Source organism: Flagellimonas spongiicola (assembly GCF_023502425.1).
Classification (GTDB): Bacteria; Bacteroidota; Bacteroidia; order Flavobacteriales; family Flavobacteriaceae; genus Flagellimonas; species Flagellimonas spongiicola.
On sequence record NZ_JAMFMA010000003.1, the window covers coordinates 659,465 to 681,241 of the forward strand.

A 21,777-nucleotide genomic window follows, 5' to 3' on the forward strand; every position below is an offset into this window, starting at 1 on the left:
GATTAGGATGCCAAATGTACCCTACTTAGATCGGTAGCCTCGATTTTGTATAGTGGCTTGTTCTTAAAATTGAGATAATGCCAGCATCTAAGACGGAAGTCATTCCACTTTTTATAATCAATTGGATCAATGGATGATGTTATTACGTTGATAATGATGCGCTCGGGCAGTTTTATATTCACCAGTTCCTCAAGAAACTCCCATCCGTCCATGATAGGCATATTTATGTCCAAGAATATAACTTCTGGACAGGGATAACCATGTTGCAAGCGTTCTTTTAGGCCTTCCATGGCCTGTTTCCCATTTTTGTAATCCGAAATGTCCTCACAAATTGTGATGGCCTTCAACATTTTTTTGATACCAAAAACTGTAATAGGGTCATCATCAATTATAAAAATACTATTCAATTTCTTCATTAAAACATACGTTGAAGGTAGAACCTTTATCTACTTCGCTGCTTACGGTAATGTTACCGTCCATAGCCTCTATTTGATTTTTGATAATGTACAGCCCAAGTCCTCGGGCATCTTTGTTATTATGAAAGGTTTTGTACATACCAAATATCTTTTTGCCATAACGTTCCAAATCGACTCCCAATCCATTATCCGTTACACTGAACAGCACATTGGAATCTTGCTTGATGGCTCGTAACTGAATAATTGGAGTACGGTCAGGATGTTGATACTTCACGGCATTTGTCACCAAATTGAGTAAAATACTTTCTAAGTATGCAGGAACACTTAAAACGGTTAGATCATCGGGAACAAAATTTTCGAATTCTACCTGGTTTTCTTCAAGAAAGGCAGAAAGGTTTTGTTGCATCCTAGTGATGTTCTCACTCAGATTCAATGATTTTTTATCCAAATTAACATTGGTACTAATGTCCACAACTTCATTTAAGTTTTCCAAGGTATCCAAGAGATTGTCGGAGGCATGGAACAACATTTTCATGATGCGTTTTTTCTCCTTTTCTTCGGTTTCCCGAATCAGAAAATCCAATAACATTGAAAAGTTTGCGGTGTGCGAGCGTAAATTATGGGAAACGATATGGGCAAAATTGATGAGTTTCTTATTTTGTATAGCAGTGACGTTGATTAGATTCCGTAATTGATCTTCTTTTTGCTTCATATTGGTAATGTCCATACTCATACCAATCAAACCATAGGCTTTACCATTAAGATCAAGCAAAGGTATTTTTGAGGTAAGGAAGTTTGTGGTTTTTCCATCCCTTTTTACGTTAATGGTTTCTTTACCGATCATGGATTTATTGGAACGCATAACTTCCAAATCCTCGTCACGGGAAATCTGTGCTACTTCTTTATCGTAGAGGTCAAAATCGGTTTTGCCTAAAAGGGCATCAGGAGTGGTCTCCAGATAGTCACACTCCGCTTTATTCACTAATATTTTTCGGGAATCCTTATCCTTGACGAATACGTTAATTGGTAAGTTGTCAATTAGCGTAGTCAATAACTGCTCACTTTCCCTGATTTTTTTGTCCGTCATGACTTGTTCATGGATGTCTTGGAACGTGCCAAAGATTTTAACGATTTCTCCTTGCTTTCGGATTGCCTTGCCTGCTGCAGCAACCCAACGTTCTTCTCCCTGTTGTGTTATGATGGTCAGTTTTTCATGAAATGGCGCCCCTTTCTCAAGGGTTTTATGAAACAACATTGAGATGCGGTTTCTACTATACCCTTGTTTGTAAAACGCTATTGCATCATTAACATTTGGAACATAGTCCGGGGCTACTTGATGAATGTTCTTTGTGACCTCACACCAATTTAGCTCCTCTGTTCCCAAATCATACTCCCAACAGCCCACTTTGGCTACTTCGGATTGTGCTTTTAAAAGAGTCTTTATACGATCAAGTTCTACCGTGTTTTCTACACTATCGGTAATGTTTTTGGTTTGAATAATGGTACCTATGGCATTTTCCTGTTCATCAAACCAAGGGGTAAAAGTACTTTCAAACCAGTTGGATCTAGCATCAACCATTGTACTATGCGTCAAGGTTGCATTGGCATTGGTACTTAATATTTCCTGTAAAGCGTCCTTGTCAATATCCTTATGGTCTTTTAAAAAAGTGATAAGGTTTAACGGCTCGTTTCTATCGATATCAAAAAGCGCGTACCAACTATCTGAAGCATCGATTAAATCTGCATGATTATCAACTAAAGCTGTGGCATTGGGCAGTTGTTTGAGAATATAGGGTATAGGTAGGGTTTTAGTGGATTTCAAGATTGGGGGAGATTTGGGGTTATTGATTTTATAAGAAATTTCCCACTAAATTATAAGTATTGCCCTTAGCTCAATAGTATTTGTTGTGAATCGATGAATTTATGTGGTTTCTTCGATGAATGGCAGTTTTGGTACGTTGGTTTGTCCAGAATTCATACGAATTTTTCGCTGAGAGCTCAGTCACTGACTTTTACCGTATCTGGAACTAAACCTGAGATGTCTCCTCCATTTCGGATTACATCCCGCACAATGGACGAGCTAATAAAGGATTTGCCGGAAGAAGTCAGTAAAAACACGGTCTCAATTTCGGAAAGTTGACGGTTGGTATGTGCAATGGCTTTCTCAAATTCGAAATCTGCAGGGTTTCTGAGACCTCTTAGAATAAAGTCGGCATTTACTTTTTTGCAAAAGTCTACCGTTAATCCTTCATAAGTTACCACTTTGATCTTGGGTTCATTGGCGAAAGCCTCCTCAATGAATTTGGTACGTTCTTCCAATGAAAACATGTATTTCTTATCGGCATTTATCCCTATCGCAATCAACAACTCATCAAACAATGTGATTCCGCGTTGAATGATATCGTAATGACCAAGGGTCAAAGGGTCAAAAGAGCCAGGAAAAATTGCACGTCGCATAACTGTAAGTTTGTTTAAAAGTACTGAATTTCTAGCGCAATGCTTCTTCAATGGCGCTGCTAAAAAGCGTTTTCAAATCTATTCCAGCCGCTGCAGCTTGTTGGGGTAGAATACTTTCCTCTGTTAGTCCAGGGGTAGTGTTTACTTCCAACAAATAAGGTGTGTCATCCATAAAAATGAATTCACTTCTTGTATAGCCTTTTAATCTCAAAGTCCTGTAAATGAATTCTGCTAGGTCTGTAACAGCTTTTTCTTGTGGTTTGGTAATCATGGCAGGGGTTATTTCTTGGGATTGTCCCAGATACTTTGCTTCATAATCGAAAAAATCATTTTCTGAAACAATCTCCGTAATGGGTAAAACCTTGATTTCATTTTGATAGGTAATTACGCCAACTGAAACTTCAGTTCCATCTAAAAATGATTCTATGATTACTTCATCATCTTCTGTGAATGCATTAGCAATGGCTGCTGTAAGATCTTCTTGTTTATAAACTTTACTGATACCATAGCTACTACCTGCCCTGTTGGCCTTTACAAAACATGGTAAACCCACTTTGTCAATGATTGCTCGCTCATCTATGTGGTCACCGGCGTTAACATAATAGGATTGAGCACAGGGAATTCCATAGGGTTTTAAACTACTTAACAAATCTCTTTTATTGAATGTCAAAGCAGATTGATAGTGATTGCAAGAAGTATGGGGTAGACCTAGTAGTTCAAAGTAAGCCTGTATCAGACCATCTTCTCCTGGAGTACCATGAATGGCATTGAAAACACAATCGAAGCGAATTTTTTTACCTTCAACGGTTACGCTGAAATCCGACTTGTCTATGGGCGATTCGTTGTTCTCCAAATCCACATAAACCCATTTTTCCTTGGAAATGATTATCCGGTATGCATTGAATTTAGAGTTGTCCAAAAACTTGTGTACCACATTTCCGCTCTTTATGGAAATATCGTACTCGCTGGAGTAACCACCCATGATGATGGCTATGTTTTTTTTCATCGGCTTATCGAATATGGCTACGCCAAAGTAAATAAAAATGGTTGGCTTTCCTATATTTGTTCCTATAAGCCCAAGTACATGAAACATTTTTTGAGCTTTTTAAAAAGTAAAGTATTTTTTATCCAATTGGGATTAGCAGTGTTGGCTGTGGTCTTACTGACATTATTGGCGTTACAATGGCTAAAAAGTTCCACGAATCATGGCGAATTTGTTGAGGTTCCGGATTTTTCCAAAATGTCGGTGATGGAAATGCGAGCAGCAGTTGAAGATGCAGGGCTACGTTATCAAGTCTTGGATTCTTCCAACTACAATCCAGACTATCCACGATTTTCCATTTTAGAGCAAAATCCACCTGCTGGAAACAAAGTAAAGGCTAATCGTAAAATTTATTTTACGGTAAACCCTTCTGGTTATAAGAAAGTGACTATACCGGATATTATTCAAGTTACACAACGAAACGCCCGTACAATGCTGCATGCGGTAGGTTTGGACGTTCAACGGGTTACCTATATAGATGAGTTGGGCAGGGATATGGTATACCGTATGATGTATAAAGGAAAACATGTGAAACCTGGTGATAAATTACCCAAAACTTCCAAGATTGAACTTATCTGCGGGAATGGCACCATTCCAGGTAGCGCTAGGGTACAGGCAGAATCCCAATAACCATGGATACTTCGGAGAATCCAGACAGCTCACAAGACGATTTGTTTGAGCATTACAAATTTGTGGCCTCCAAAGGTCAGGAACCGCTGCGTGTGGATAAGTTTTTGATGAATTTCATTGAGAACGCAACACGAAATAAAATCCAGCAGGCTGCAAAGCAGGGTCAGATTTGGGTGAATGACACCATTGTTAAGCAGAATTACAAGGTAAAAGCAGGAGATGAGGTCAAAGTGATGTTTGAGCATCCTCCCTATGAATTTCTTTTAACGCCAGAAGATATTCCATTGGATATCGTCTACGAAGATGATGCCGTATTGGTGGTCAACAAACCAGCTGGAATGGTGGTACATCCCGGACACGGTAATTACTCTGGAACTTTGATCAATGCTTTGGTCCATCATTTTGAGAACCTACCTCATAACAGTTCTAATCGCCCAGGTTTGGTGCACAGGATTGATAAGGATACTTCAGGCCTATTGGTAATTGCCAAAACTGAAACGGCAATGACACACCTTGCCAAACAATTTTTTGATAAAACCAGTGAACGGGAATATGTGGCTCTGGTCTGGGGAAATGTCGCAGATGAGGCAGGAACAGTTGAAGGTCATATTGCAAGAAACCCGAAGAACCGACTGCAAATGATGGTTTTCCCAGAGGGGGATCAAGGCAAGGAGGCGGTGACACATTACAAGGTTCTGGAACGTTTGGGATATGTAACCCTGGTTTCCTGTAAGTTGGAAACGGGAAGAACACACCAGATTCGTGTACATATGAAATACATTGGGCACACCTTGTTCAATGATGAGCGCTACGGCGGCGACAAAATTTTAAAAGGAACAACGTTTACTAAATACAAGCAGTTCGTTGATAATACCTTCAAGATTCTTCCTAGGCAAGCCTTACATGCCAAAACCTTGGGCTTTATCCATCCGGTAACAGGTGAACTTATGCGATTTGATTCAGAGTTGCCTGAGGACATGATAACCTGCATTGAAAAGTGGCGACATTATAGCAAGCACAACCAATCATAAAGGAATTCAATCACAGGATTGAAAACACCTTTTAAAAATATCGGTGCAAACAGTTTTTACTCCCTATTTTTACTAAAACTTAAATTGATGAAGATTGTTATTTCCCCAGCTAAGTCGTTGGATTTTGAAACCGCTTTACCAACATCTAAACACAGTCAACCTGAATTTTTAGAGCAATCCTTGAAACTGAATGCAGTTTTGGCTAAGAAGAAACCTAAGGCGTTGTCAAAATTAATGTCCATTTCTGACAACCTTGCTGAACTCAATTGGGAACGTAATCAACAGTTTTCTGTTCCATTTACCACAGAAAATGCAAGACCAGCAGTCTATGCATTTAATGGTGATGTGTACCAAGGTTTGGATGCCTATTCCATTTCTGAAGATAAATTGGACAATTTGCAAGACACCTTACGTATCCTATCTGGACTTTATGGGATTTTAAAACCCTTGGATTTAATGCAGCCATACCGCTTGGAAATGGGGACGCAGCTCAAAGTAGCACGTAAAAAGAACCTCTATGAGTTTTGGAAAAAACAGCTTACGGATCATCTTAATTCAGAATTGGAAGATGATGAGTTGTTCATCAATTTGGCCAGTAACGAATATTTTGGCGCCATTGACACCAAGAAACTTAAAATTCCAGTTGTTACCCCCGTTTTCAAAGACTGGAAAAATGATAAATTGAAAGTCATCAGTTTTTTCGCCAAAAAGGCCAGAGGGAGCATGGTACGCTATATTCTTGACACGAATACGACTAACTTGGAAGAACTAAAAGGTTTTGATTATGATGGTTACATCTTTAGTGCGGAACATACGCTAAAGGAAAATGAGCCAGTTTTCATTCGTTAGGTCTCAGATACCAATTTAGTTTCTGATAAATCTGTTGGTGTTAGTAATAAAAACAAGACACCTTAATTTGTGATGTGCATAAAATATCTGCGCATATTAGGTATTTATCACGAACTTAGCCCTTCATCATTAACTATAACCATACACCGTTTGTACAATGCAGCATTCAAGACGTCTTGAGGAATTTAGAAAATCGGTAACCAATAAATTCAATATCTATAACAGCCTTTTCTTAAGCTTACCTTATCGTGATATTGAAAATGTAGGGATGTTGATTCCCTTGTTATTAGATCAGTGTCAGGAGGGGTTGAAAGAAGGCAAGCAACCGCAGGAAATATTAGAGACATTCTTCACCAACTTTGTGGAAATCAAAGACGAACGCGAACGATTGGACTTTATGTTCAAGATCATTCAATACGTGGAACGACAAGTGGTGCTTTATGATAGTGTGGAAGATTCTGCTTTTCCAAAACTCCAAAAGTATACCAACTCTTTATCGGTAAAAGACTATTTTGAGTTGGTAAACCAGACAAAAAACTGGGACAAGATATCCCAAAATCTATCTAGTTTTAGTGCCCGTTTTGTACTGACCGCGCATCCTACGCAATTTTACACCCCGGCAGTTTTGGATATCATTGCCAAACTTCGGGAACTCATTGATGCTGACAAGGTTGATGACATAGATTTGACGCTTCAACAACTAGGTTTGACTTCATTGGTCAACTCAAAAAAACCAACACCTTTAGATGAGGCCAAGAATATCATATACATCTTAAGAAATACCTATTACGAAACCATTGGTGAACTTTTCGAATTTATAAAAAGCAATATTCGAGATGAGGAATTTGCCAACTACGACATAATTAAACTTGGATTTTGGCCTGGTGGCGACCGAGACGGTAATCCTTTTGTAACTGCAAAAATCACCAAAAGCGTGGCGGATGAGTTACGATTGACTTTGATGAAGTGCTACTACAATGAACTTAAAGCCTTACGCAAGAAACTCACTTTTAAGAGTATTCAGGAAGACTTGATTGTATTGAGCAATAAGTTGTATAAGGCCATGTTCGATGCAAAAACCTTGATCAGTTATACGGAAATCATTGGAATGTTGACTGACATCCGCGAAAAACTCGTAACAAACCATCATGGTCTGTATTTAAAGGAATTGGATCGTTTCATCAATAAGGTACATATTTTCAAGACCCATTTTGCGTCCTTGGACATCCGCCAGGATCATAGTAAACATTACTTAACCGTGGAAACCATTCTAAAGCAAAATGGTGTAATCAAGGAATCCTTGGAGGAGTTGAGTCAAGAAACACTGGTTGACTGGTTATTGAATAAAGACCTTTCCTTGAATCCATCGGATTATGAGGAGGATATAGTAAGAGATACGCTTACCAACATCATGCAATTGAAGGAGATTCAGCATAGTAACGGAGAGCAAGGTTGCAACAGATATATCATTAGTAATTCAGAAGACATTTATTCTGTGTTCTTCGTATTTGGATTGTTTAGATGGTGTGGGTGGAAAACAGAGGATATCACTTTTGATATTGTGCCGCTGTTTGAGACCATGAAGGGTATGGAAGCTTCTGAATCGGTAATGCAAACCTTCTTTGATACACCGGTGTACAAAGAGCATTTGGCAAGAAGAAACGGCAAGCATACCATTATGTTAGGCTTCTCAGATGGTACAAAGGACGGTGGCTACCTTAAAGCAAACTGGTCCATTCTAAGAACTAAGGAAACCCTCAGTAAAGTCTGCAAAAAGAACGGCATTAAAGCTATTTTCTTTGATGGAAGGGGAGGACCACCCGCACGAGGTGGAGGTAAGACACATAGGTTCTACGCGGCCCAAACCAATGATGTGGCAAATCATGAAATCCAAATGACCATTCAAGGTCAGACCATTACCAGTACCTATGGTACAAAGGAACAATTCATGCACAATGCAGAGCAATTGTTGACAGCAGGATTGAGTAATGACCTTTATGGAGAAGAACATGTGATTTCCCAAGAGCAACGCCAACTAATTGAACGATTATCGGAATTGAGCTTTGATAAGTATGATGCCTTGAAGCAGCACGATCGTTTTATTCCGTATTTGGAACATAGAAGTACGCTTAAGTACTATACCAAAGCGAACATTGGAAGCCGGCCTGGAAAAAGAGGAAGTAAAAAACAACTTACGCTCTCCGATTTACGCGCCATTTCCTTTGTGGGCTCTTGGAGCCAATTAAAACAGAACGTACCTGGTTATTTTGGAATGGGAACTGCTATCCAACAACTAGAAAAAGAAGGAAATCTGGATGCGGTCAAAAAGCTTTACCAAGAAGTACCTTTCTTTAGAGCCTTGATGCACAATAGTATGATGTCTTTGGCTAAGACAAATTTTAATCTGACCAGTTACCTTCGTGACGATGAAGAATTTGGTGAATTCTGGAGTATTTTATTCGATGAGTACGAATTGTCTAAAAAAATGCTGTTAGAAATCTCCGGGCAAGAAATTTTGATGGAAGATGAAGCGGTTTCAAGGGAATCGGTGAAAATCAGGGAGCAGATAGTTCTACCGCTATTGGTGATTCAGCAAAATGCACTCTATCATATTACACAAGACACCAAGCATAAAGAGCTGTATGAGAAGATTGTCACAAGATCACTTTATGGGAATATAAACGCTAGCAGGAATTCAGCATAGTTAAGCCCATATATTTTAAATGAAAATTAAGAAGTATCCATTGTTATTAATGGATACTTTTTATTTTTAGGCAATGTACTACTACCTCGTAATTGCCCTGCAAGGGTTTTGTATCTACCACTGCTATACACAACGAAATAACTACTATTGGATTTTTGCCATTATATTTCTGCCATTGGTAGGATCACTGCTCTATTTGTTTATGAATGTTTTTCAAAAGAGGGATATCGAAAAAGTGCAGGATAGTTTGGTGACTGTAATAAACCCTTCAAAAAAAATCAAGGATTTGGAGAAGAAACTCAAGTTTTCCGAAACCTTTGAAAATAGAGTGGCGTTGGCAGATGCTTATTTGAATGAAAATTTATATCCTGAGGCAATTTCACATTATGAGGCTTCCTTAAAGGATGTGTTCAGCCAGGATTTCTACGTGATTTCTAAACTTTTGGAAGCCAATTATTATTCAGGCAATTTGGAGGAAGTGATCCTGCAGGCCGAAAAAATCAGGGGTAACACCCAATTTAGAAAATCCAAAGCTTCCTTCTTTTACGCGCTTTCCTTGGAAAAACATGGAGGCCTCAATTTGGCAGAAGAAGTTTTGAGAACTTTTGATGCGCCATATTCCAATTTCATAGAACGATTGGAATTGGGGCGTTTTTTGACCCGTCAAAACAGACCGTCAGACGCCAAGGAAATCTATCAGGAAATGCTTGGTGAAGCTGAGAATATGTCAAAACAGAATTTGAGACAACATAGGGATACTATCAAAAAAGTACGCGAAGAATTACAGCAACTCCAATAATGTTCGAACATACGCATCCTTATAAACCATTTCTGTTTCCAGAGGCTACCAAGGTCATTGTAGGTACTTTGCCTCCACCACGATTTACCACCGGCGATTTAAAGGCAGATGATGTCGATTTTTGCTATGGTAGCCGTAACGGTATGTTGTGGCCAATTTTGGATGAAATCTTCAATTTGAATCTAAAATTTGAAACTACCCACGAGGCTACAGAACAACGTAAAAACTTTCTGCTGAAACATAAAATTGGCGTTTGCGATATTGTTGAAAGTGCACTAAGAGAGAAAATTGATGCTTCTGATTTGGGCATGCAAGATGCAAAGTTGCGTAATCTGGTAGGTTATTTGAAACAATACCCAGCAATAGATACGGTATTGTTCATGGGCGGAAATAGTAAAAATGGACCCGAATACTTTTTTCGGAGGCAACTGAAAGAACAAGGATTACAATTGGAAGTGATTTCCAATAGTGTTCCCAGAATACATCGATTGTCTTTAGGATCTTCTAGAAAAATCCGAACAGTTTCGTTTACTGCGCCATCAGGTGCAGCAAACAGGGCGATTGGAAGTCTTCAAACCTATAAGGATTTGAAAGCTAAAAACCCTAAGTTCACCACCTTCGATTTTCGGGTATTACAGTATCGCGAGTTTTTTATAGAGGATTAGAGCGTATATCGGACACCTAAGGAAAAATCCAGTCTTGGATTTCCAATAAACCGTTGACCATTAGGGAGCTCTACTGTTTCTGTTCCATCTGGGGATTCAAAATCAAATTTTTTGATTCGTCCTCCTGTTATACCTAATTGAAGACCCATATAGAATTGCTTCGCCACTTGTACATCGTATCCTAAATCAACACTTGTTCCGAACGTTTTTGCATTTACTTCATAGTTGTCTACCAAAACTTGTTCGTTTTTAAAGTGTAACAGACCGAATGAAGAATTTATAAAAAATGCGGTTTTCGTGTTTTTGCCCAAGAATCGTGTTGCTAGTGTTGCTCCTATAAAAGAGGCAGTTATTTTGTTTTCTAATCTACCGGTTACTTGTTCTCCATCCGGGTTATCGAATGAAACATTATCAAATGAATTTGATGACTTGAACAAATTATATTTTAGACCAACGCCTATGGTTCTGTCAAAAAAATAGATTCCACCAATTTCAATATGGTAACCAGATCTTAAATCTTTATAAAAGTTTTCTGGTGTTACGCCTTCAATTCTTCCTGGATCGTAACTTAGACCTCCACTAATCGCCAATCTAATACCAGACGCATCAATGTATCCCGGTAAACTGTCTTTTGGAATTTTAATAGTTGGGTCAAAACCCTGTTTAAAGGACTTTACTTCAGATCGTTGTATTAGAGTACTTTCATAAACTCCATCTTTGAGATATACGAATTGGATATAGTCTTTTTCCAGATTTGTGATTTTACAAGAAATAGTTTGGTCACTAGTTGTGACAATTACATCTTGAGCACAAAGGGAACTGGAGATAAAAAGCGCTAAAAAAGCAATTAGTAAATTTTTCATTTGTTGTATTTGATAGGTGTTTTCAAAATAATCGCATCGATTCTATGGCAAGTGCTCCAGAAATCAGGTTTTTTGTGCATTGTGATTTTAATAGCATTTCCACCCGCTTTGCGAGCTTCCAATTTGGCTTTATCTAGCACGATCTCATAGTTGCATTTTACGCTGAATCCAGTATCACGAGCTTTCAATACACCAATTTGCTCGAATTCTTCTGGTATATCTTCATCTATGTCAAATACAACTACTTCTTCATCATAGGCTAAGGATTGATAGTCTTTTACCAATACCGAGGAAAGTTTTGGACTGCAAGAGATCAAGAAAGTAAAACTTAAAAGAACTGTAAGATATTTATTGTTAATCATACAACCGAAGCATATAATGCCTTAAAGAACGATAAGATATGCGGTTCATTGTAATGAGGGTTCTTTTTATTGAGGATTAGTACTCAAAATTGCATATAAAGCTTGAATGCCATAGGCTAACTGTCCAATTTTAAGATTCTCATTCGGACTATGCTGGTTGTTATCCGGATTAACCATTGGCACTAAGAACGCAGGTATCTGAAGTTCATTGATAAAAGGAGCTATTGGTACAGTACCGCCCATGATCCGAAACCGCACTACTTCAGCATCAAAGGTAGACTCAAGGGTTTGGACCAATGAAACACCAAAAGGACTGTTCAAATCAGTACGGAAGGCGTCTGTTACGCTTCCTTCGGTAACGGTAACTATTTTGTCATTTGCCATTCGTTCAGATTTACTGGGTACATGATCCAATACATGATAACCCTGTTCGGAAATATAACTTTTCACAAGGTTTTTTAGACGTGTACCATCACTTTCAGGAACCAAACGCAAATCGAGTTCTGCCGTTGCACTTTCCGGTACTATGGTCCGGCTCTTAGGGCCAATCCAACCTGAACCAAGACCACGCACATTCAAACTTGGGTATTGAAGGGATTCTTGATAAAAACCACCTACTTTTTCCGCAGTTTTGAATTGTAATTTATCTGCAATGGCTTCATCGCTATCGGGAACACTTCGCAATACCTCGATGATGTCCTCATTTACCGTTATACCATCATAATAGCCAGGAATGGTTACCCGACCTTCCTTATCTTTCATTCCAGAAAGCAATTGCGCCAATTGGAATCCAGGATTTGGGGCATAATTGCCGTAATGTCCACTATGCTGGGGTTTAATAGGACCATATGTTGTCAATGTCATAGTGGTGATACCTCGGCACCCGTATACCACAGTTGGTCTTCCCGATGCATGGATCGGACCATCAGCAATCAATAAAAAGTCCGCTTCTAATAACTCACGATATTGCTGAACTGCTTTTGGCAAAGGTTTGCTACTTTTCTCTTCCTCGCCGTCCAATATGACTTTTACATTAAATGGAATTTCCTTGCCATCTTTTTTAAGTAAATCAATAGCGTTAAGAAACATTACAATAGGGCCCTTGTCATCCGAAGTTGAACGACCAAACAATCTATAGTCATAGTTGATGTCATCATTCAATTCATTAAAGGAAACAGTTTCAAAACCATTCGCAGTTGGCTTTTTCAATACCGTTTTATAGGGGTCTGGTTGATTCCATTTTGAAGGTTCTACTGATTGTCCGTCAAAATGCATATAAATCAATATAGTTGGTTTGTTATCCTCCATTGGTGTTGCGGCAAAAAACAAGGGGAGATTCTCAGTAGCCAGTTCTGCAGTATTGAAACCACGATCACCGAATTTTCGTTTTAACCAGCTTATGTTTCGGTCAATGTCATCCGGATTCAAAGCATCGTTCGGAATGGCAATAAAATCCCGAAGTTCCTCAATGGCATGGGCTACCTGCGATTTAATAGCCGCCTTGTCTTGGGCAAAAACTGTAATTGATAAACAAAGGGCAAAAAAACATACCAGTTTTTTCATAACTCGATTCGGTTAAAAATGAAAACCGAAGTTAGCGAATTCCCGCAACAAACCCATCGATTTTTTTAGGGCCATTTTGCTTCAAATGTTTGATGAAAGCGGACCCGATTATTGCTCCTTTGGCCTTGTTTGTAGCTTGTTCAAAAGTGGATTTATTACTAATGCCAAAGCCTACAATTTGTGGGTTGTTCAACTTCATGTTTGCAATTCGGTCAAAGTAGGTGTGCTGTGCATCTCCAAACCCTTCTTTTGTTCCAGTTGTACTTGCAGAACTTACCATATAGATAAACCCGTCAGAAGCGGCATCTATTTCCCGAATTCGCGCTTCACTCGTCTGAGGCGTAATCAGAAAAACGTTGATTAATCCATACTTTTTGAAGATTGCTTCATATTCTTCTTGATAAACATCCAAAGGTAGATCAGGTAGGATTAAACCATCAATTCCGATTTCTTGACATTTCTTACAAAAAGCCTCCACTCCATATTGGAAAACTGGATTGAAATAGCCCATAATGATCAAAGGTATTTCAACTGAATTTCGAATACCGACCAACTGCTCAAATAACTTATCCGTGGTCATGCCGTTGCGAAGCGCTTGTGTTGAACTAGCTTGAATGGTTGGACCATCTGCCAATGGATCGCTAAAAGGTAGTCCAATCTCAATCATGTCAACCCCATTTTTCTCCAACTCCTGTATGATTTGGACTGTGTTTTCCAATGCCGGATAACCAGCCGTAAAATAGATGGAAAGTAGTTTTTTGTCCGCTTTAAGTTTACTATTGATTCTATTCATCCTTTGACGCTACTGTTATTTTCGTAAAATTATCTGGGGTTATAGTTTGAAATAATCGATATAATTCTGAAGGTCTTTATCACCTCTTCCGGAGAGATTCATAACCACAACATCATCTGGCTTGAATGTTTTCTGTTCAAAAACTGCCAATCCATGAGAAGATTCAATAGCCGGAATTATACCTTCCATCTGACATAGCGTGAGGCCAGCTGTCATAGCTTCATCATCCGTAATGGAAATGAACTCACCACGACCTGACGTATACAAATGGGCATGCAACGGACCAACTCCCGGATAATCCAATCCTGCAGATATCGAATACGGTTCGGTGATTTGTCCGTCCTGTGTTTGCATCAAAAGTGTTTTGCTACCATGGATAATGCCCACTTTTCCTAGGGCAGAGGTAGCTGCACTTTCTCCAGTATCTATGCCTTTACCGGCAGCTTCTACGGCGATTATACCAACTTCTGGCGTATCTAGATAGTGATAATAGGCACCGGCGGCATTACTACCGCCACCCACACATGCAATCACATAATCCGGATTTTCACGACCCTCTTTTTCTTGCAACTGTTTTTTAATTTCTTCGGAGATAACAGCCTGAAATCGTGCCACCATATCAGGATAAGGATGTGGACCCACTACAGAGCCAATGATGTAATGTGTGTCCACAGGATTATTGATCCAATCCCTTATGGCTTCATTGGTCGCGTCCTTTAAGGTTCTACTACCCGATAATGCAGGTCTAACCTCTGCACCTAGCATTTTCATACGGGCTACGTTGGGTGCTTGTCGTGCAATATCAACCTCGCCCATATACACCACGCATTCTATACCCATTAAGGCACAGACCGTGGCGGTGGCCACCCCATGTTGACCAGCACCAGTTTCTGCTATAATCCTGTTTTTGCCCAGTTTTTTGGCCATCAAAATCTGCCCAATAGTATTGTTTACCTTGTGTGCCCCAGTATGACAAAGGTCTTCGCGTTTCAGGTAGATCTTGGTATTGTATTTTTTGGACATGCGTTCTGCATAGTAGAGTGGGGTAGGCCTCCCTACGTAATCCTTTAACAACTGATGGAACTCTTTTTGAAAAGAGGGTTCCGCCATGATCCTTAAATAATTCTGGCGGAGTTCTTCAGTATTGGGATATAGCATTTCAGGAATGAATGCACCTCCAAACTCTCCGTAGTATCCTTTTTCGTTAACGTGATAGCTCATGATCGGTTATCAGTTTTAATTAGACGATTCTCTATTAGTTGTGCTTTGAATGCTCTAAGTGCTTCAGTTTTCTTAAGTCCAGGTTTAGTTTCAAATTTGCTATTGACATCAATGGCATGGCAGTATGTTGAAGCTGGACTCTTCAAAAAATCTTTTAGTTTTTCCATGGATTCCAATCCAATTCCACCGCTCAAGAAGAATGGTTTTTTAGAAGGGTAGTCGTTTAAAAGCGACCAGTCAAAGGTATATCCGTTACCCCCTGGAAGTTTTCCTTTGGTATCAAAAAGGAAGTAATCACACACATCCTCATAGTCTTTAAGTGTGCCGAAATCAAAATCTTCGTTAACGGAAAAAACCTTGATGATTTCAAAACCCTCCTTTTGAATGTTATCCCGAATAGCCTTGCAATACCCTGCATTTTCTTTTCCATGAAGTTGTACAGCTCCCAAATCATAGGTGATAACCTTGTCCAAAACCGTTTTTATCGAAGCATCCACAAATACGCCAAATTTTTTTATGGTAGTAGGTAGTTCTGGGATTTCACCAACGAAATTACGGGCAGAGGGTTCCCAAAAGATGAAGCCTAAATAGTCTGGTTGTAAAGCAGCTACTTCGCCTGGATTGTATTTCATTCCGCAAACCTTCAACTTCATGCATCTAGATTTTTAATAAAGTCATTCGCAGCTTTACCGGGATTACTCGTTTTCATGAAATTTTCACCAATCAAAAAACCTTCATATCCATATTTCTGAAGATCTTGTATAGCTTCAATATTGCTTATGCCACTTTCGGATACTTTCACAAAATCATTGGGAATCAGTTGTGATAAGGATTTACTGGTGTCCAAACTGACCTCAAAAGTCTTTAGATTTCTATTGTTGACCCCTAGCATATCCAAGCTAGGCATTAGGGATTTGTGCAGTTCTTCTTCATTGTGAACTTCCAAAAGCACATCCATGCTTAAACTTTTGGCCAATTCCGAGAGCGTCTTTATTTGATTGCGGTCTAAAACTGCGGCTATCAAGAGAATGACATCCGCTCCATGTGCTTTCGCTTCCAATACTTGAAATTCATCAATCATGAATTCCTTTCGCAGTAGCGGCATATCCACAGATGCTCTGGCCAGCATGAGATCTTCAAGGGAGCCACCAAAATATTTAATATCGGTCAAAACACTCATACCACATACACCAGCAACTTGATAGCCCGAAGCTACTTGGCCTACGTTTGTGTCTTGGTTTATGGTTTGTTTGGAAGGTGATCGTCGCTTGTGTTCCGCAATTATTCCTGTTTTAGATTGCTTTAAGGCCTGGGAAAGCGAATTGGAATGTCGCTCAAACAGTGAAGACGCCTCCAACTGACTGGTAGGAACCAGCATCTTTTTAAGGGCCACTTCCTTGTGTTTATCCGCAATTATTTTATCTAGAATGTTCATTTTGCGCTCAGTTCTTGTAGTTTTTTCAAGGCCTTGAGTCCTTTTCCACTTAGCAAGGATTCCTTTGCCTTTTCAAATCCTTCTTTTGGGGAGCTGCGTTCAACAGTGGCAATAGCTATTCCGGCATTTGCGCAAACAACGTTGTTTTGAGCTTCAGTTCCTTTGCCTCCTAATACATTTAGAAATATTTGGGCCGATTCTCCAATGTCCTCGCCTCCAACAATATCTTGTTGATTGATTTTGGCAACCCCAAAATCCGAAGGGGACAACATACCTTCCGAATTATTTGAAATGGTCTTGGTTGCTCCCGTCAAGGAAATTTCATCATAGCCATCCAAGGCGTGTAATACGGTAAAATTCTTGTCAGTATTTTGATAAAGATAACCGTACATTCTTGCCAGTTCCAGGTTAAAGACACCTACCATCTGGTTTTTGGGAAATGCGGGATTTACCATAGGCCCCAACATGTTGAAGAAGGTTTTAACGGCCAATTCCCGACGTATTGGTGCAACGTTTTTCATTGCAGGATGGAACAAAGGAGCATGCAGTACACAAATTCCAGTGTCATCAATGGATCTTCGTAAAAAATCAGCTTCATTGCTGAATTTGATACCCAAAAATTCCATGACATTACTGCTTCCGCACTTTGAGGATACACCATAATTTCCATGTTTGGTGACCTTGATCCCTGCTCCGGCCGTTACAAACGAAGCCAAAGTGGAGATATTGAAGGTGTCCTTACCATCACCTCCAGTTCCACAGAGGTCAATGGGGTTGTACTCGGACAAGTCCACGGCCAGGCAAAGCTCAAGGAGCGCATCCCTGAACCCTTCCAATTCCTCTATGGTTATGCTGCGCATCATATAAACGGTCAAGAATGCCGCAATTTGAGAAGTGTTGTAATCCCCTTTGGCAATGTTCACCAAAATTTGCTTGGCATCTTCCTTTGCGAGGATTTCGTGATTTATCAATTTATTGAGTGTTGCCTTCATTTCAATTGGGTTCTTGATTAGCCGTTTAGCCAGTTTTTTAGCATTTGTTTTCCTTCTGGTGTCAATACGGATTCTGGATGGAATTGCACCGCGGTAACGTCATATGTTCTGTGTCTTAGTGACATAATTTGTCCGTTTTCATCAACGGAAGTAGCCTCTAATTCCTCTGGTAAATTGGAATCAACTACCCAAGAGTGATATCTACCCACCTGTATTTGTTCCGGCATTCCTTTAAAAAGAATACCTGGCTGTTTAATGGTGATGTTGGTGGCAATCCCGTGATATACCTGATCTAGATTTACCAAATTGCCGCCGAAAACTTCACCTATAGCTTGTTGTCCCAAGCAAACCCCTAAAATGCGTTTGGTAGGCGCATACTTGGCAATGATTTGCTTTAGCAATCCAGCTTCGTCGGGAATGCCTGGTCCAGGTGATAACACAATTTCCTCAAAAGCTTCAACTTCTTCCAAGGAAAGTTGATCGTTTCGTTTGACCGTGACCTCACAATCCAAATCTTCCAGATAGTGCACCAAATTGTAAGTGAAACTATCGTAATTGTCTATCATCAGTATCTTTCTTCCCATCTTAAATGGTTTCTGCAATTTCCAAGGCCTTGGTCAAGGCACCTAATTTGTTGTATGTTTCCTGTAGTTCATCTTCCGGATTTGAAGCGGCCACCAATCCAGCCCCTGCCTGGTAATGCAATTGGTGGTTTTTACTTAGAAATGTTCGGATCATAATCGCATGATTGAAATTTCCTTTGAAATCCATAAATCCGATAGCACCTCCATAGTAAGCTCTACTTGTCTTCTCGTATTTTTCAATTAATTGCATGGCCATGTGTTTTGGTGCACCACTTAGGGTACCGGCGGGGAAAGTATCAGCTACCACCTTCATTGTAGGACTTGCTTCTTTTTTGATACCTGTCACTTTCGAAACCAAATGGATCACATGGGAAAAATATTGAACCTCACGATATGTTTCCACACTTACCGTATTTCCATTTCGACTTAGGTCATTGCGTGCAAGATCAACCAGCATGACATGCTCACTATTCTCCTTTTCATCCTGTGCTAGTTTTTTGGCAAGTTCTGCATCCTGTTCATCGTTACCGGTACGTTTGTAGGTTCCAGCAATAGGATGGATTTCAGCTTTGCCATCTTTTACAATAAGTTGTGCCTCGGGTGAGCTACCGAAAATCTTGAAATCCCCAAAATCAAAATAAAAGAGATAGGGTGATGGATTTATAGATCTTAAGGCCCTGTATACATTGAATTCGTCTCCTTTGAAGCCCTGGGAAAACCTGCGGGAGAGTACCAGCTGGAATACATCACCACGTTGACAGTGTTTTTTTGCCAATGCTACGTGCTCTTTGTATTCTTCATCCTTTAAATTGGATTCAGGCGCTCCTTCCTTGGTGAAATTATAGGAGGCAAAATTCCGTACATTGAATAATTGCGCTATCTCCTCAACATTGCTTTCTGTTTTGTAGGAATGGGAAAAGACGTAAGCCTCATTCTTAAAATGATTGATCGCAATGATGTTTTGATATACCGCATAATAGATGTCAGGAATTTTAATGGAATTTTCCTTTGCAGTGATTTCCACATCTTCAAAGTAGCGAACCGCATCATAGGACATATAACCAAACAACCCATTATTTATAAACTTAAAGCCATTTGACGCCACCGAAAATCGTCCACCGAAATTATGAATGACATCAGTAACATCTATATCCGAACTAATAGGTGTCTCTTCCTTGGTTCCATCTGGAAAACGCTGGGTTATTACTTCATCCTGGACCTTGATGTAAGCAATGGGATTGCAGCAGATATATGAAAAACTGTTATCATTTGCATGATAGTCACTACTTTCCAAAAGAATACTATTGGGAAAGCGATCCCGTATCTTTAAGTACACGCTGACCGGTGTAATGGTATCGGCCAGGATTTGTTTGTAATTGGTTTCTAAAGTATATGTCATTTCAAGATCATAAATAAAAAAAGGCTTGTCGTGATGACAAGCCTCTATATGGTTACAATGGGGACTAGCTCACGACTTTTTCCGTAAGTTGATCCACCACCAAGTATTTACTGTTCCAAATTTCATTGCATCAAAGATAGAAAGGAAAATGTAACTACCAAATTTTGTTTTGTGAAATTAAAAATCCCGTCAAAGCAAAGCTCCAACGGGATTTCCAAACACTAAACTAGCATTGATTACATCTGCAAATCAACCACTAAATCAAACTCGTCATAGATCAATTTGTCTTTGGCAGTGCCAATGATTCCCGATCCATATTTTACGTCGTATTTTGTGCGATCAACTTTCAAAGTAGCTGTAGCTTTTGTATCATAAACCGAAACATCAAAAGTTACCGGAGCTTTTATTCCTTTGATGGTCAAGTCGCCTGTTACCTCATAAGAATTTTTACCGTTGGCTTTAACATTGGTAAATACCAAGCTTGCCGTTGGATTGGAAGCGGTGGAAAAGAAATCATCAGAATTTAAATGACCGTCCAATTTGTTTTTGTAATCACCTTGTAAGTCCGTTGTATTGATTGTGGTCATGTCTACTACAAACTCACCACCAACCAATTTATCACCATCAAACTCAAGGGCACCTGATTTCAAATTGATGTTTCCTACATGGCTACCGCCTACTTTGTAGGCTTTCCAAGTAACCGTACTTTCACTGGTTTTCACTTCTTTCTTTTCTCCATCAATTGGGCCTGCAAAGGCTGAAGTTCCAAATACGGTGATTAAGGCTAAACTTAAAATTGTCTTTTTCATGATTGTGTTTAAATTTTCGATTTTAAATAATTGAATTTATATGTGTGTGAATAATTCTTCTTTTGATTTTCTGACCTTGGCATAATGCTGGGTCTCATCTTCATCCGAGCGGTAACCTACGGCCAAAACTACTGAGGCATTTAGGTCTTTCTCATCAAGTCCTAGGATTTCGTTGTACGCTTCAGATTCAAAACCTTCCATGGGGCACGTATCGATCTCCAATTCAGCAGCAGCTTGCATCATGTTGCCAAGCGCAATATATACTTGCTTAATGGTCCAGATGTTCTTGGTCTCCTCAGATAGGTTTAACAATTTGGATTTCATAAAATCCCCATAACCCTTTAAACTCTCTTCGGGGATGTTTCTGGTATCACTTACATTTTTCATGTAGCCATCCAATAGCTCCTCTCCAAAATCAGTGATGTTTGCGAAGACAATGATGTGGGATGCATCTGTAATTTGCGACTGGTTCCATGAAACAGGGCGTAGTTTTGCCTTTATTTCTGGATCAGTTATTACAAAAACATGATAAGGTTGTAAACCGTAAGAAGAAGCACTCAATCGAGTGGCTTCAAGCAATAGCTCCAAATCAGTATCTGATACCCTCTTGTTGGCATCGAATTTTTTAGTGGCATAGCGCCATGTTCTATTTTTAAGTACGTTGCTCATTTTAAAATTTATCTAAAAGTGTATTTAATTGTTCTAGTTCTTTTTTGGTAAAGTTTTCTAATATTTTGGATTCGGTCTGTAGGACAACTTCATCGATTCTTTCTAGTTCCTTATTTCCTTTCTCTGTAATCATTATTTCCACCTTACGCCTGTTTTCCGGGCACACCCATCGCTCTACATAACCCTTCAAAATCAATTTGTCCACTAAGCGAGTGGTATTGCTCATTTTGGTAACCATACGTTCGTTAATGGTTGAGAGATTTGCGGGTTGTCCTTTTTGACCACGTAAAATTCTGAGCACATTAAACTGTTGTTCAGAAACCTCAAACGGTTTAAGGGCAGCAGCGAAAGCCTCGCGAATTTTATTTGAAACCAACGCATAATGAATCATGGTCCGTTGTTTTAACGGTAGTTTCTTATTGGTTTTTATGATATCCTCAACATTCATGTAATTACAACAATTGTATATACAAATGTATAATCATATTTGAATA

Annotated in this window: 23 protein-coding genes; 6 read left to right on the top strand and 17 right to left on the bottom strand. The window is 39.4% G+C overall.

Features of this window, described 5'->3' with window-relative positions; genetic code table 11:
* Positions 1–2 precede the first annotated feature (2 nt).
* The 4 genes from M3P19_RS14540 to M3P19_RS14555 form a co-directional block, all read right to left on the bottom strand.
* Positions 3–416, bottom strand: a complete 414-nt coding sequence (locus M3P19_RS14540) for a response regulator (protein ID WP_249658418.1) — start codon at positions 414–416, stop codon at positions 3–5.
* Positions 400–2,238: a PAS domain-containing sensor histidine kinase gene (locus tag M3P19_RS14545; RefSeq protein ID WP_249658419.1), complete on the bottom strand. Its 1,839-nt coding sequence runs from the start codon at positions 2,236–2,238 to the stop codon at positions 400–402. The genes M3P19_RS14540 and M3P19_RS14545 overlap by 17 nt, the downstream gene beginning before the upstream one ends.
* A 176-nt stretch (positions 2,239–2,414) precedes the next feature.
* The gene (gene coaD, locus M3P19_RS14550) at positions 2,415–2,873 is read right to left on the bottom strand and encodes a pantetheine-phosphate adenylyltransferase (RefSeq protein WP_249658420.1); all 459 of its coding nucleotides are present in this window, start codon (positions 2,871–2,873) and stop codon (positions 2,415–2,417) included.
* Between the two features lie 31 nt (positions 2,874–2,904).
* Positions 2,905–3,879, bottom strand: a complete 975-nt coding sequence (locus M3P19_RS14555; protein ID WP_249658477.1) for a D-alanine--D-alanine ligase — start codon at positions 3,877–3,879, stop codon at positions 2,905–2,907.
* 78 nt (positions 3,880–3,957) lie between these two features.
* Here M3P19_RS14555 and M3P19_RS14560 point away from each other — a divergent pair, with 78 nt between their 5' ends.
* From M3P19_RS14560 to M3P19_RS14585, 6 genes are all read left to right on the top strand, one after another.
* Positions 3,958–4,545 (top strand): PASTA domain-containing protein, encoded by a 588-nt coding sequence (locus tag M3P19_RS14560; RefSeq protein ID WP_249658421.1) that lies wholly within the window; start codon positions 3,958–3,960, stop codon positions 4,543–4,545.
* 2 nt (positions 4,546–4,547) lie between these two features.
* Positions 4,548–5,576: an RluA family pseudouridine synthase gene (locus M3P19_RS14565; protein ID WP_249658422.1), complete on the top strand. Its 1,029-nt coding sequence runs from the start codon at positions 4,548–4,550 to the stop codon at positions 5,574–5,576.
* Positions 5,577–5,663: 87 nt separating this feature from the next.
* Positions 5,664–6,425 carry a peroxide stress protein YaaA gene (yaaA, locus tag M3P19_RS14570; RefSeq protein ID WP_249658423.1) on the top strand — a complete coding sequence of 254 codons (762 nt, stop codon included), beginning with the start codon at positions 5,664–5,666 and terminating at the stop codon, positions 6,423–6,425.
* 157 nt (positions 6,426–6,582) lie between these two features.
* The gene (locus tag M3P19_RS14575) at positions 6,583–9,129 is read left to right on the top strand and encodes a phosphoenolpyruvate carboxylase (protein ID WP_249658424.1); all 2,547 of its coding nucleotides are present in this window, start codon (positions 6,583–6,585) and stop codon (positions 9,127–9,129) included.
* Between the two features lie 73 nt (positions 9,130–9,202).
* Entirely contained in the window at positions 9,203–9,928 is a 726-nt protein-coding gene (locus M3P19_RS14580) for a hypothetical protein (protein ID WP_249658425.1), read from the top strand.
* Positions 9,928–10,593, top strand: a complete 666-nt coding sequence (locus M3P19_RS14585) for a uracil-DNA glycosylase family protein (protein ID WP_249658426.1) — start codon at positions 9,928–9,930, stop codon at positions 10,591–10,593. Before M3P19_RS14580 ends, M3P19_RS14585 begins: the two co-directional genes overlap by 1 nt.
* Here M3P19_RS14585 and M3P19_RS14590 read toward each other — a convergent pair.
* The 13 genes from M3P19_RS14590 to M3P19_RS14650 all read right to left on the bottom strand — a co-directional run bounded on the left by M3P19_RS14590 (position 10,590) and on the right by M3P19_RS14650 (position 21,731).
* Positions 10,590–11,456: a hypothetical protein gene (locus tag M3P19_RS14590; protein ID WP_249658427.1), complete on the bottom strand. Its 867-nt coding sequence runs from the start codon at positions 11,454–11,456 to the stop codon at positions 10,590–10,592. The two genes, M3P19_RS14585 and M3P19_RS14590, sit on opposite strands and share 4 nt — an antisense overlap.
* Positions 11,453–11,818, bottom strand: coding sequence for a hypothetical protein (locus M3P19_RS14595; protein ID WP_249658428.1), 366 nt, complete (start codon positions 11,816–11,818; stop codon positions 11,453–11,455). The genes M3P19_RS14590 and M3P19_RS14595 overlap by 4 nt, the downstream gene beginning before the upstream one ends.
* Before the next feature lie 66 nt (positions 11,819–11,884).
* The gene (locus tag M3P19_RS14600; RefSeq protein WP_249658429.1) at positions 11,885–13,381 is read right to left on the bottom strand and encodes a M20/M25/M40 family metallo-hydrolase; all 1,497 of its coding nucleotides are present in this window, start codon (positions 13,379–13,381) and stop codon (positions 11,885–11,887) included.
* A gap of 31 nt (positions 13,382–13,412) precedes the next feature.
* Positions 13,413–14,174 (bottom strand): tryptophan synthase subunit alpha, encoded by a 762-nt coding sequence (trpA, locus tag M3P19_RS14605; RefSeq protein ID WP_249658430.1) that lies wholly within the window; start codon positions 14,172–14,174, stop codon positions 13,413–13,415.
* Positions 14,175–14,213: 39 nt separating this feature from the next.
* Positions 14,214–15,395, bottom strand: a complete 1,182-nt coding sequence (trpB, locus tag M3P19_RS14610) for a tryptophan synthase subunit beta (protein ID WP_249658431.1) — start codon at positions 15,393–15,395, stop codon at positions 14,214–14,216.
* Positions 15,392–16,048 (bottom strand): phosphoribosylanthranilate isomerase, encoded by a 657-nt coding sequence (locus M3P19_RS14615; protein WP_249658432.1) that lies wholly within the window; start codon positions 16,046–16,048, stop codon positions 15,392–15,394. Before M3P19_RS14615 ends, trpB begins: the two co-directional genes overlap by 4 nt.
* The gene (gene trpC, locus M3P19_RS14620; protein WP_249658433.1) at positions 16,045–16,830 is read right to left on the bottom strand and encodes an indole-3-glycerol phosphate synthase TrpC; all 786 of its coding nucleotides are present in this window, start codon (positions 16,828–16,830) and stop codon (positions 16,045–16,047) included. Before trpC ends, M3P19_RS14615 begins: the two co-directional genes overlap by 4 nt.
* Positions 16,827–17,822, bottom strand: a complete 996-nt coding sequence (trpD, locus tag M3P19_RS14625) for an anthranilate phosphoribosyltransferase (RefSeq protein ID WP_249658434.1) — start codon at positions 17,820–17,822, stop codon at positions 16,827–16,829. The genes trpC and trpD overlap by 4 nt, the downstream gene beginning before the upstream one ends.
* 17 nt (positions 17,823–17,839) lie before the next feature.
* Complete coding sequence (locus tag M3P19_RS14630; RefSeq protein ID WP_249658435.1) at positions 17,840–18,406, bottom strand: anthranilate synthase component II; 567 nt, start codon at positions 18,404–18,406, stop codon at positions 17,840–17,842.
* A gap of 1 nt (position 18,407) precedes the next feature.
* Complete coding sequence (locus tag M3P19_RS14635; RefSeq protein ID WP_249658436.1) at positions 18,408–19,805, bottom strand: anthranilate synthase component I family protein; 1,398 nt, start codon at positions 19,803–19,805, stop codon at positions 18,408–18,410.
* A gap of 236 nt (positions 19,806–20,041) precedes the next feature.
* The gene (locus M3P19_RS14640; protein WP_249658437.1) at positions 20,042–20,614 is read right to left on the bottom strand and encodes a YceI family protein; all 573 of its coding nucleotides are present in this window, start codon (positions 20,612–20,614) and stop codon (positions 20,042–20,044) included.
* A gap of 36 nt (positions 20,615–20,650) precedes the next feature.
* Positions 20,651–21,283 carry an NAD(P)H-dependent oxidoreductase gene (locus tag M3P19_RS14645; protein WP_249658438.1) on the bottom strand — a complete coding sequence of 211 codons (633 nt, stop codon included), beginning with the start codon at positions 21,281–21,283 and terminating at the stop codon, positions 20,651–20,653.
* A gap of 1 nt (position 21,284) precedes the next feature.
* Positions 21,285–21,731 (bottom strand): MarR family winged helix-turn-helix transcriptional regulator, encoded by a 447-nt coding sequence (locus M3P19_RS14650; protein WP_249658439.1) that lies wholly within the window; start codon positions 21,729–21,731, stop codon positions 21,285–21,287.
* Positions 21,732–21,777: the final 46 nt, after the last annotated feature.

Excerpts from the sequence above, each read along its gene's own strand:
- M3P19_RS14615 (WP_249658432.1), bottom strand. The coding sequence starts at position 16,048 with ATGAAGTTGAAGGTTTGCGGAATGAAATACAATCCAGGCGAAGTAGCT.
- M3P19_RS14645 (WP_249658438.1), bottom strand. The coding sequence starts at position 21,283 with ATGAGCAACGTACTTAAAAATAGAACATGGCGCTATGCCACTAAAAAA.
- M3P19_RS14630 (WP_249658435.1), bottom strand. The coding sequence starts at position 18,406 with ATGGGAAGAAAGATACTGATGATAGACAATTACGATAGTTTCACTTAC.
- M3P19_RS14595 (WP_249658428.1), bottom strand. The coding sequence starts at position 11,818 with ATGATTAACAATAAATATCTTACAGTTCTTTTAAGTTTTACTTTCTTG.
- trpD (WP_249658434.1), bottom strand. The coding sequence starts at position 17,822 with ATGAAGGCAACACTCAATAAATTGATAAATCACGAAATCCTCGCAAAG.
- M3P19_RS14575 (WP_249658424.1), top strand. The coding sequence starts at position 6,583 with ATGCAGCATTCAAGACGTCTTGAGGAATTTAGAAAATCGGTAACCAAT.
- M3P19_RS14565 (WP_249658422.1), top strand. The coding sequence starts at position 4,548 with ATGGATACTTCGGAGAATCCAGACAGCTCACAAGACGATTTGTTTGAG.
- M3P19_RS14590 (WP_249658427.1), bottom strand. The coding sequence starts at position 11,456 with ATGAAAAATTTACTAATTGCTTTTTTAGCGCTTTTTATCTCCAGTTCC.
- M3P19_RS14560 (WP_249658421.1), top strand. The coding sequence starts at position 3,958 with ATGAAACATTTTTTGAGCTTTTTAAAAAGTAAAGTATTTTTTATCCAA.
- trpA (WP_249658430.1), bottom strand. The coding sequence starts at position 14,174 with ATGAATAGAATCAATAGTAAACTTAAAGCGGACAAAAAACTACTTTCC.
- M3P19_RS14540 (WP_249658418.1), bottom strand. The coding sequence starts at position 416 with ATGAAGAAATTGAATAGTATTTTTATAATTGATGATGACCCTATTACA.
- yaaA (WP_249658423.1), top strand. The coding sequence starts at position 5,664 with ATGAAGATTGTTATTTCCCCAGCTAAGTCGTTGGATTTTGAAACCGCT.
- M3P19_RS14635 (WP_249658436.1), bottom strand. The coding sequence starts at position 19,805 with ATGACATATACTTTAGAAACCAATTACAAACAAATCCTGGCCGATACC.
- M3P19_RS14640 (WP_249658437.1), bottom strand. The coding sequence starts at position 20,614 with ATGAAAAAGACAATTTTAAGTTTAGCCTTAATCACCGTATTTGGAACT.
- M3P19_RS14580 (WP_249658425.1), top strand. The coding sequence starts at position 9,203 with ATGTACTACTACCTCGTAATTGCCCTGCAAGGGTTTTGTATCTACCAC.
- M3P19_RS14600 (WP_249658429.1), bottom strand. The coding sequence starts at position 13,381 with ATGAAAAAACTGGTATGTTTTTTTGCCCTTTGTTTATCAATTACAGTT.
- coaD (WP_249658420.1), bottom strand. The coding sequence starts at position 2,873 with ATGCGACGTGCAATTTTTCCTGGCTCTTTTGACCCTTTGACCCTTGGT.
- M3P19_RS14650 (WP_249658439.1), bottom strand. The coding sequence starts at position 21,731 with ATGAATGTTGAGGATATCATAAAAACCAATAAGAAACTACCGTTAAAA.
- M3P19_RS14585 (WP_249658426.1), top strand. The coding sequence starts at position 9,928 with ATGTTCGAACATACGCATCCTTATAAACCATTTCTGTTTCCAGAGGCT.
- trpC (WP_249658433.1), bottom strand. The coding sequence starts at position 16,830 with ATGAACATTCTAGATAAAATAATTGCGGATAAACACAAGGAAGTGGCC.
- trpB (WP_249658431.1), bottom strand. The coding sequence starts at position 15,395 with ATGAGCTATCACGTTAACGAAAAAGGATACTACGGAGAGTTTGGAGGT.
- M3P19_RS14555 (WP_249658477.1), bottom strand. The coding sequence starts at position 3,879 with ATGAAAAAAAACATAGCCATCATCATGGGTGGTTACTCCAGCGAGTAC.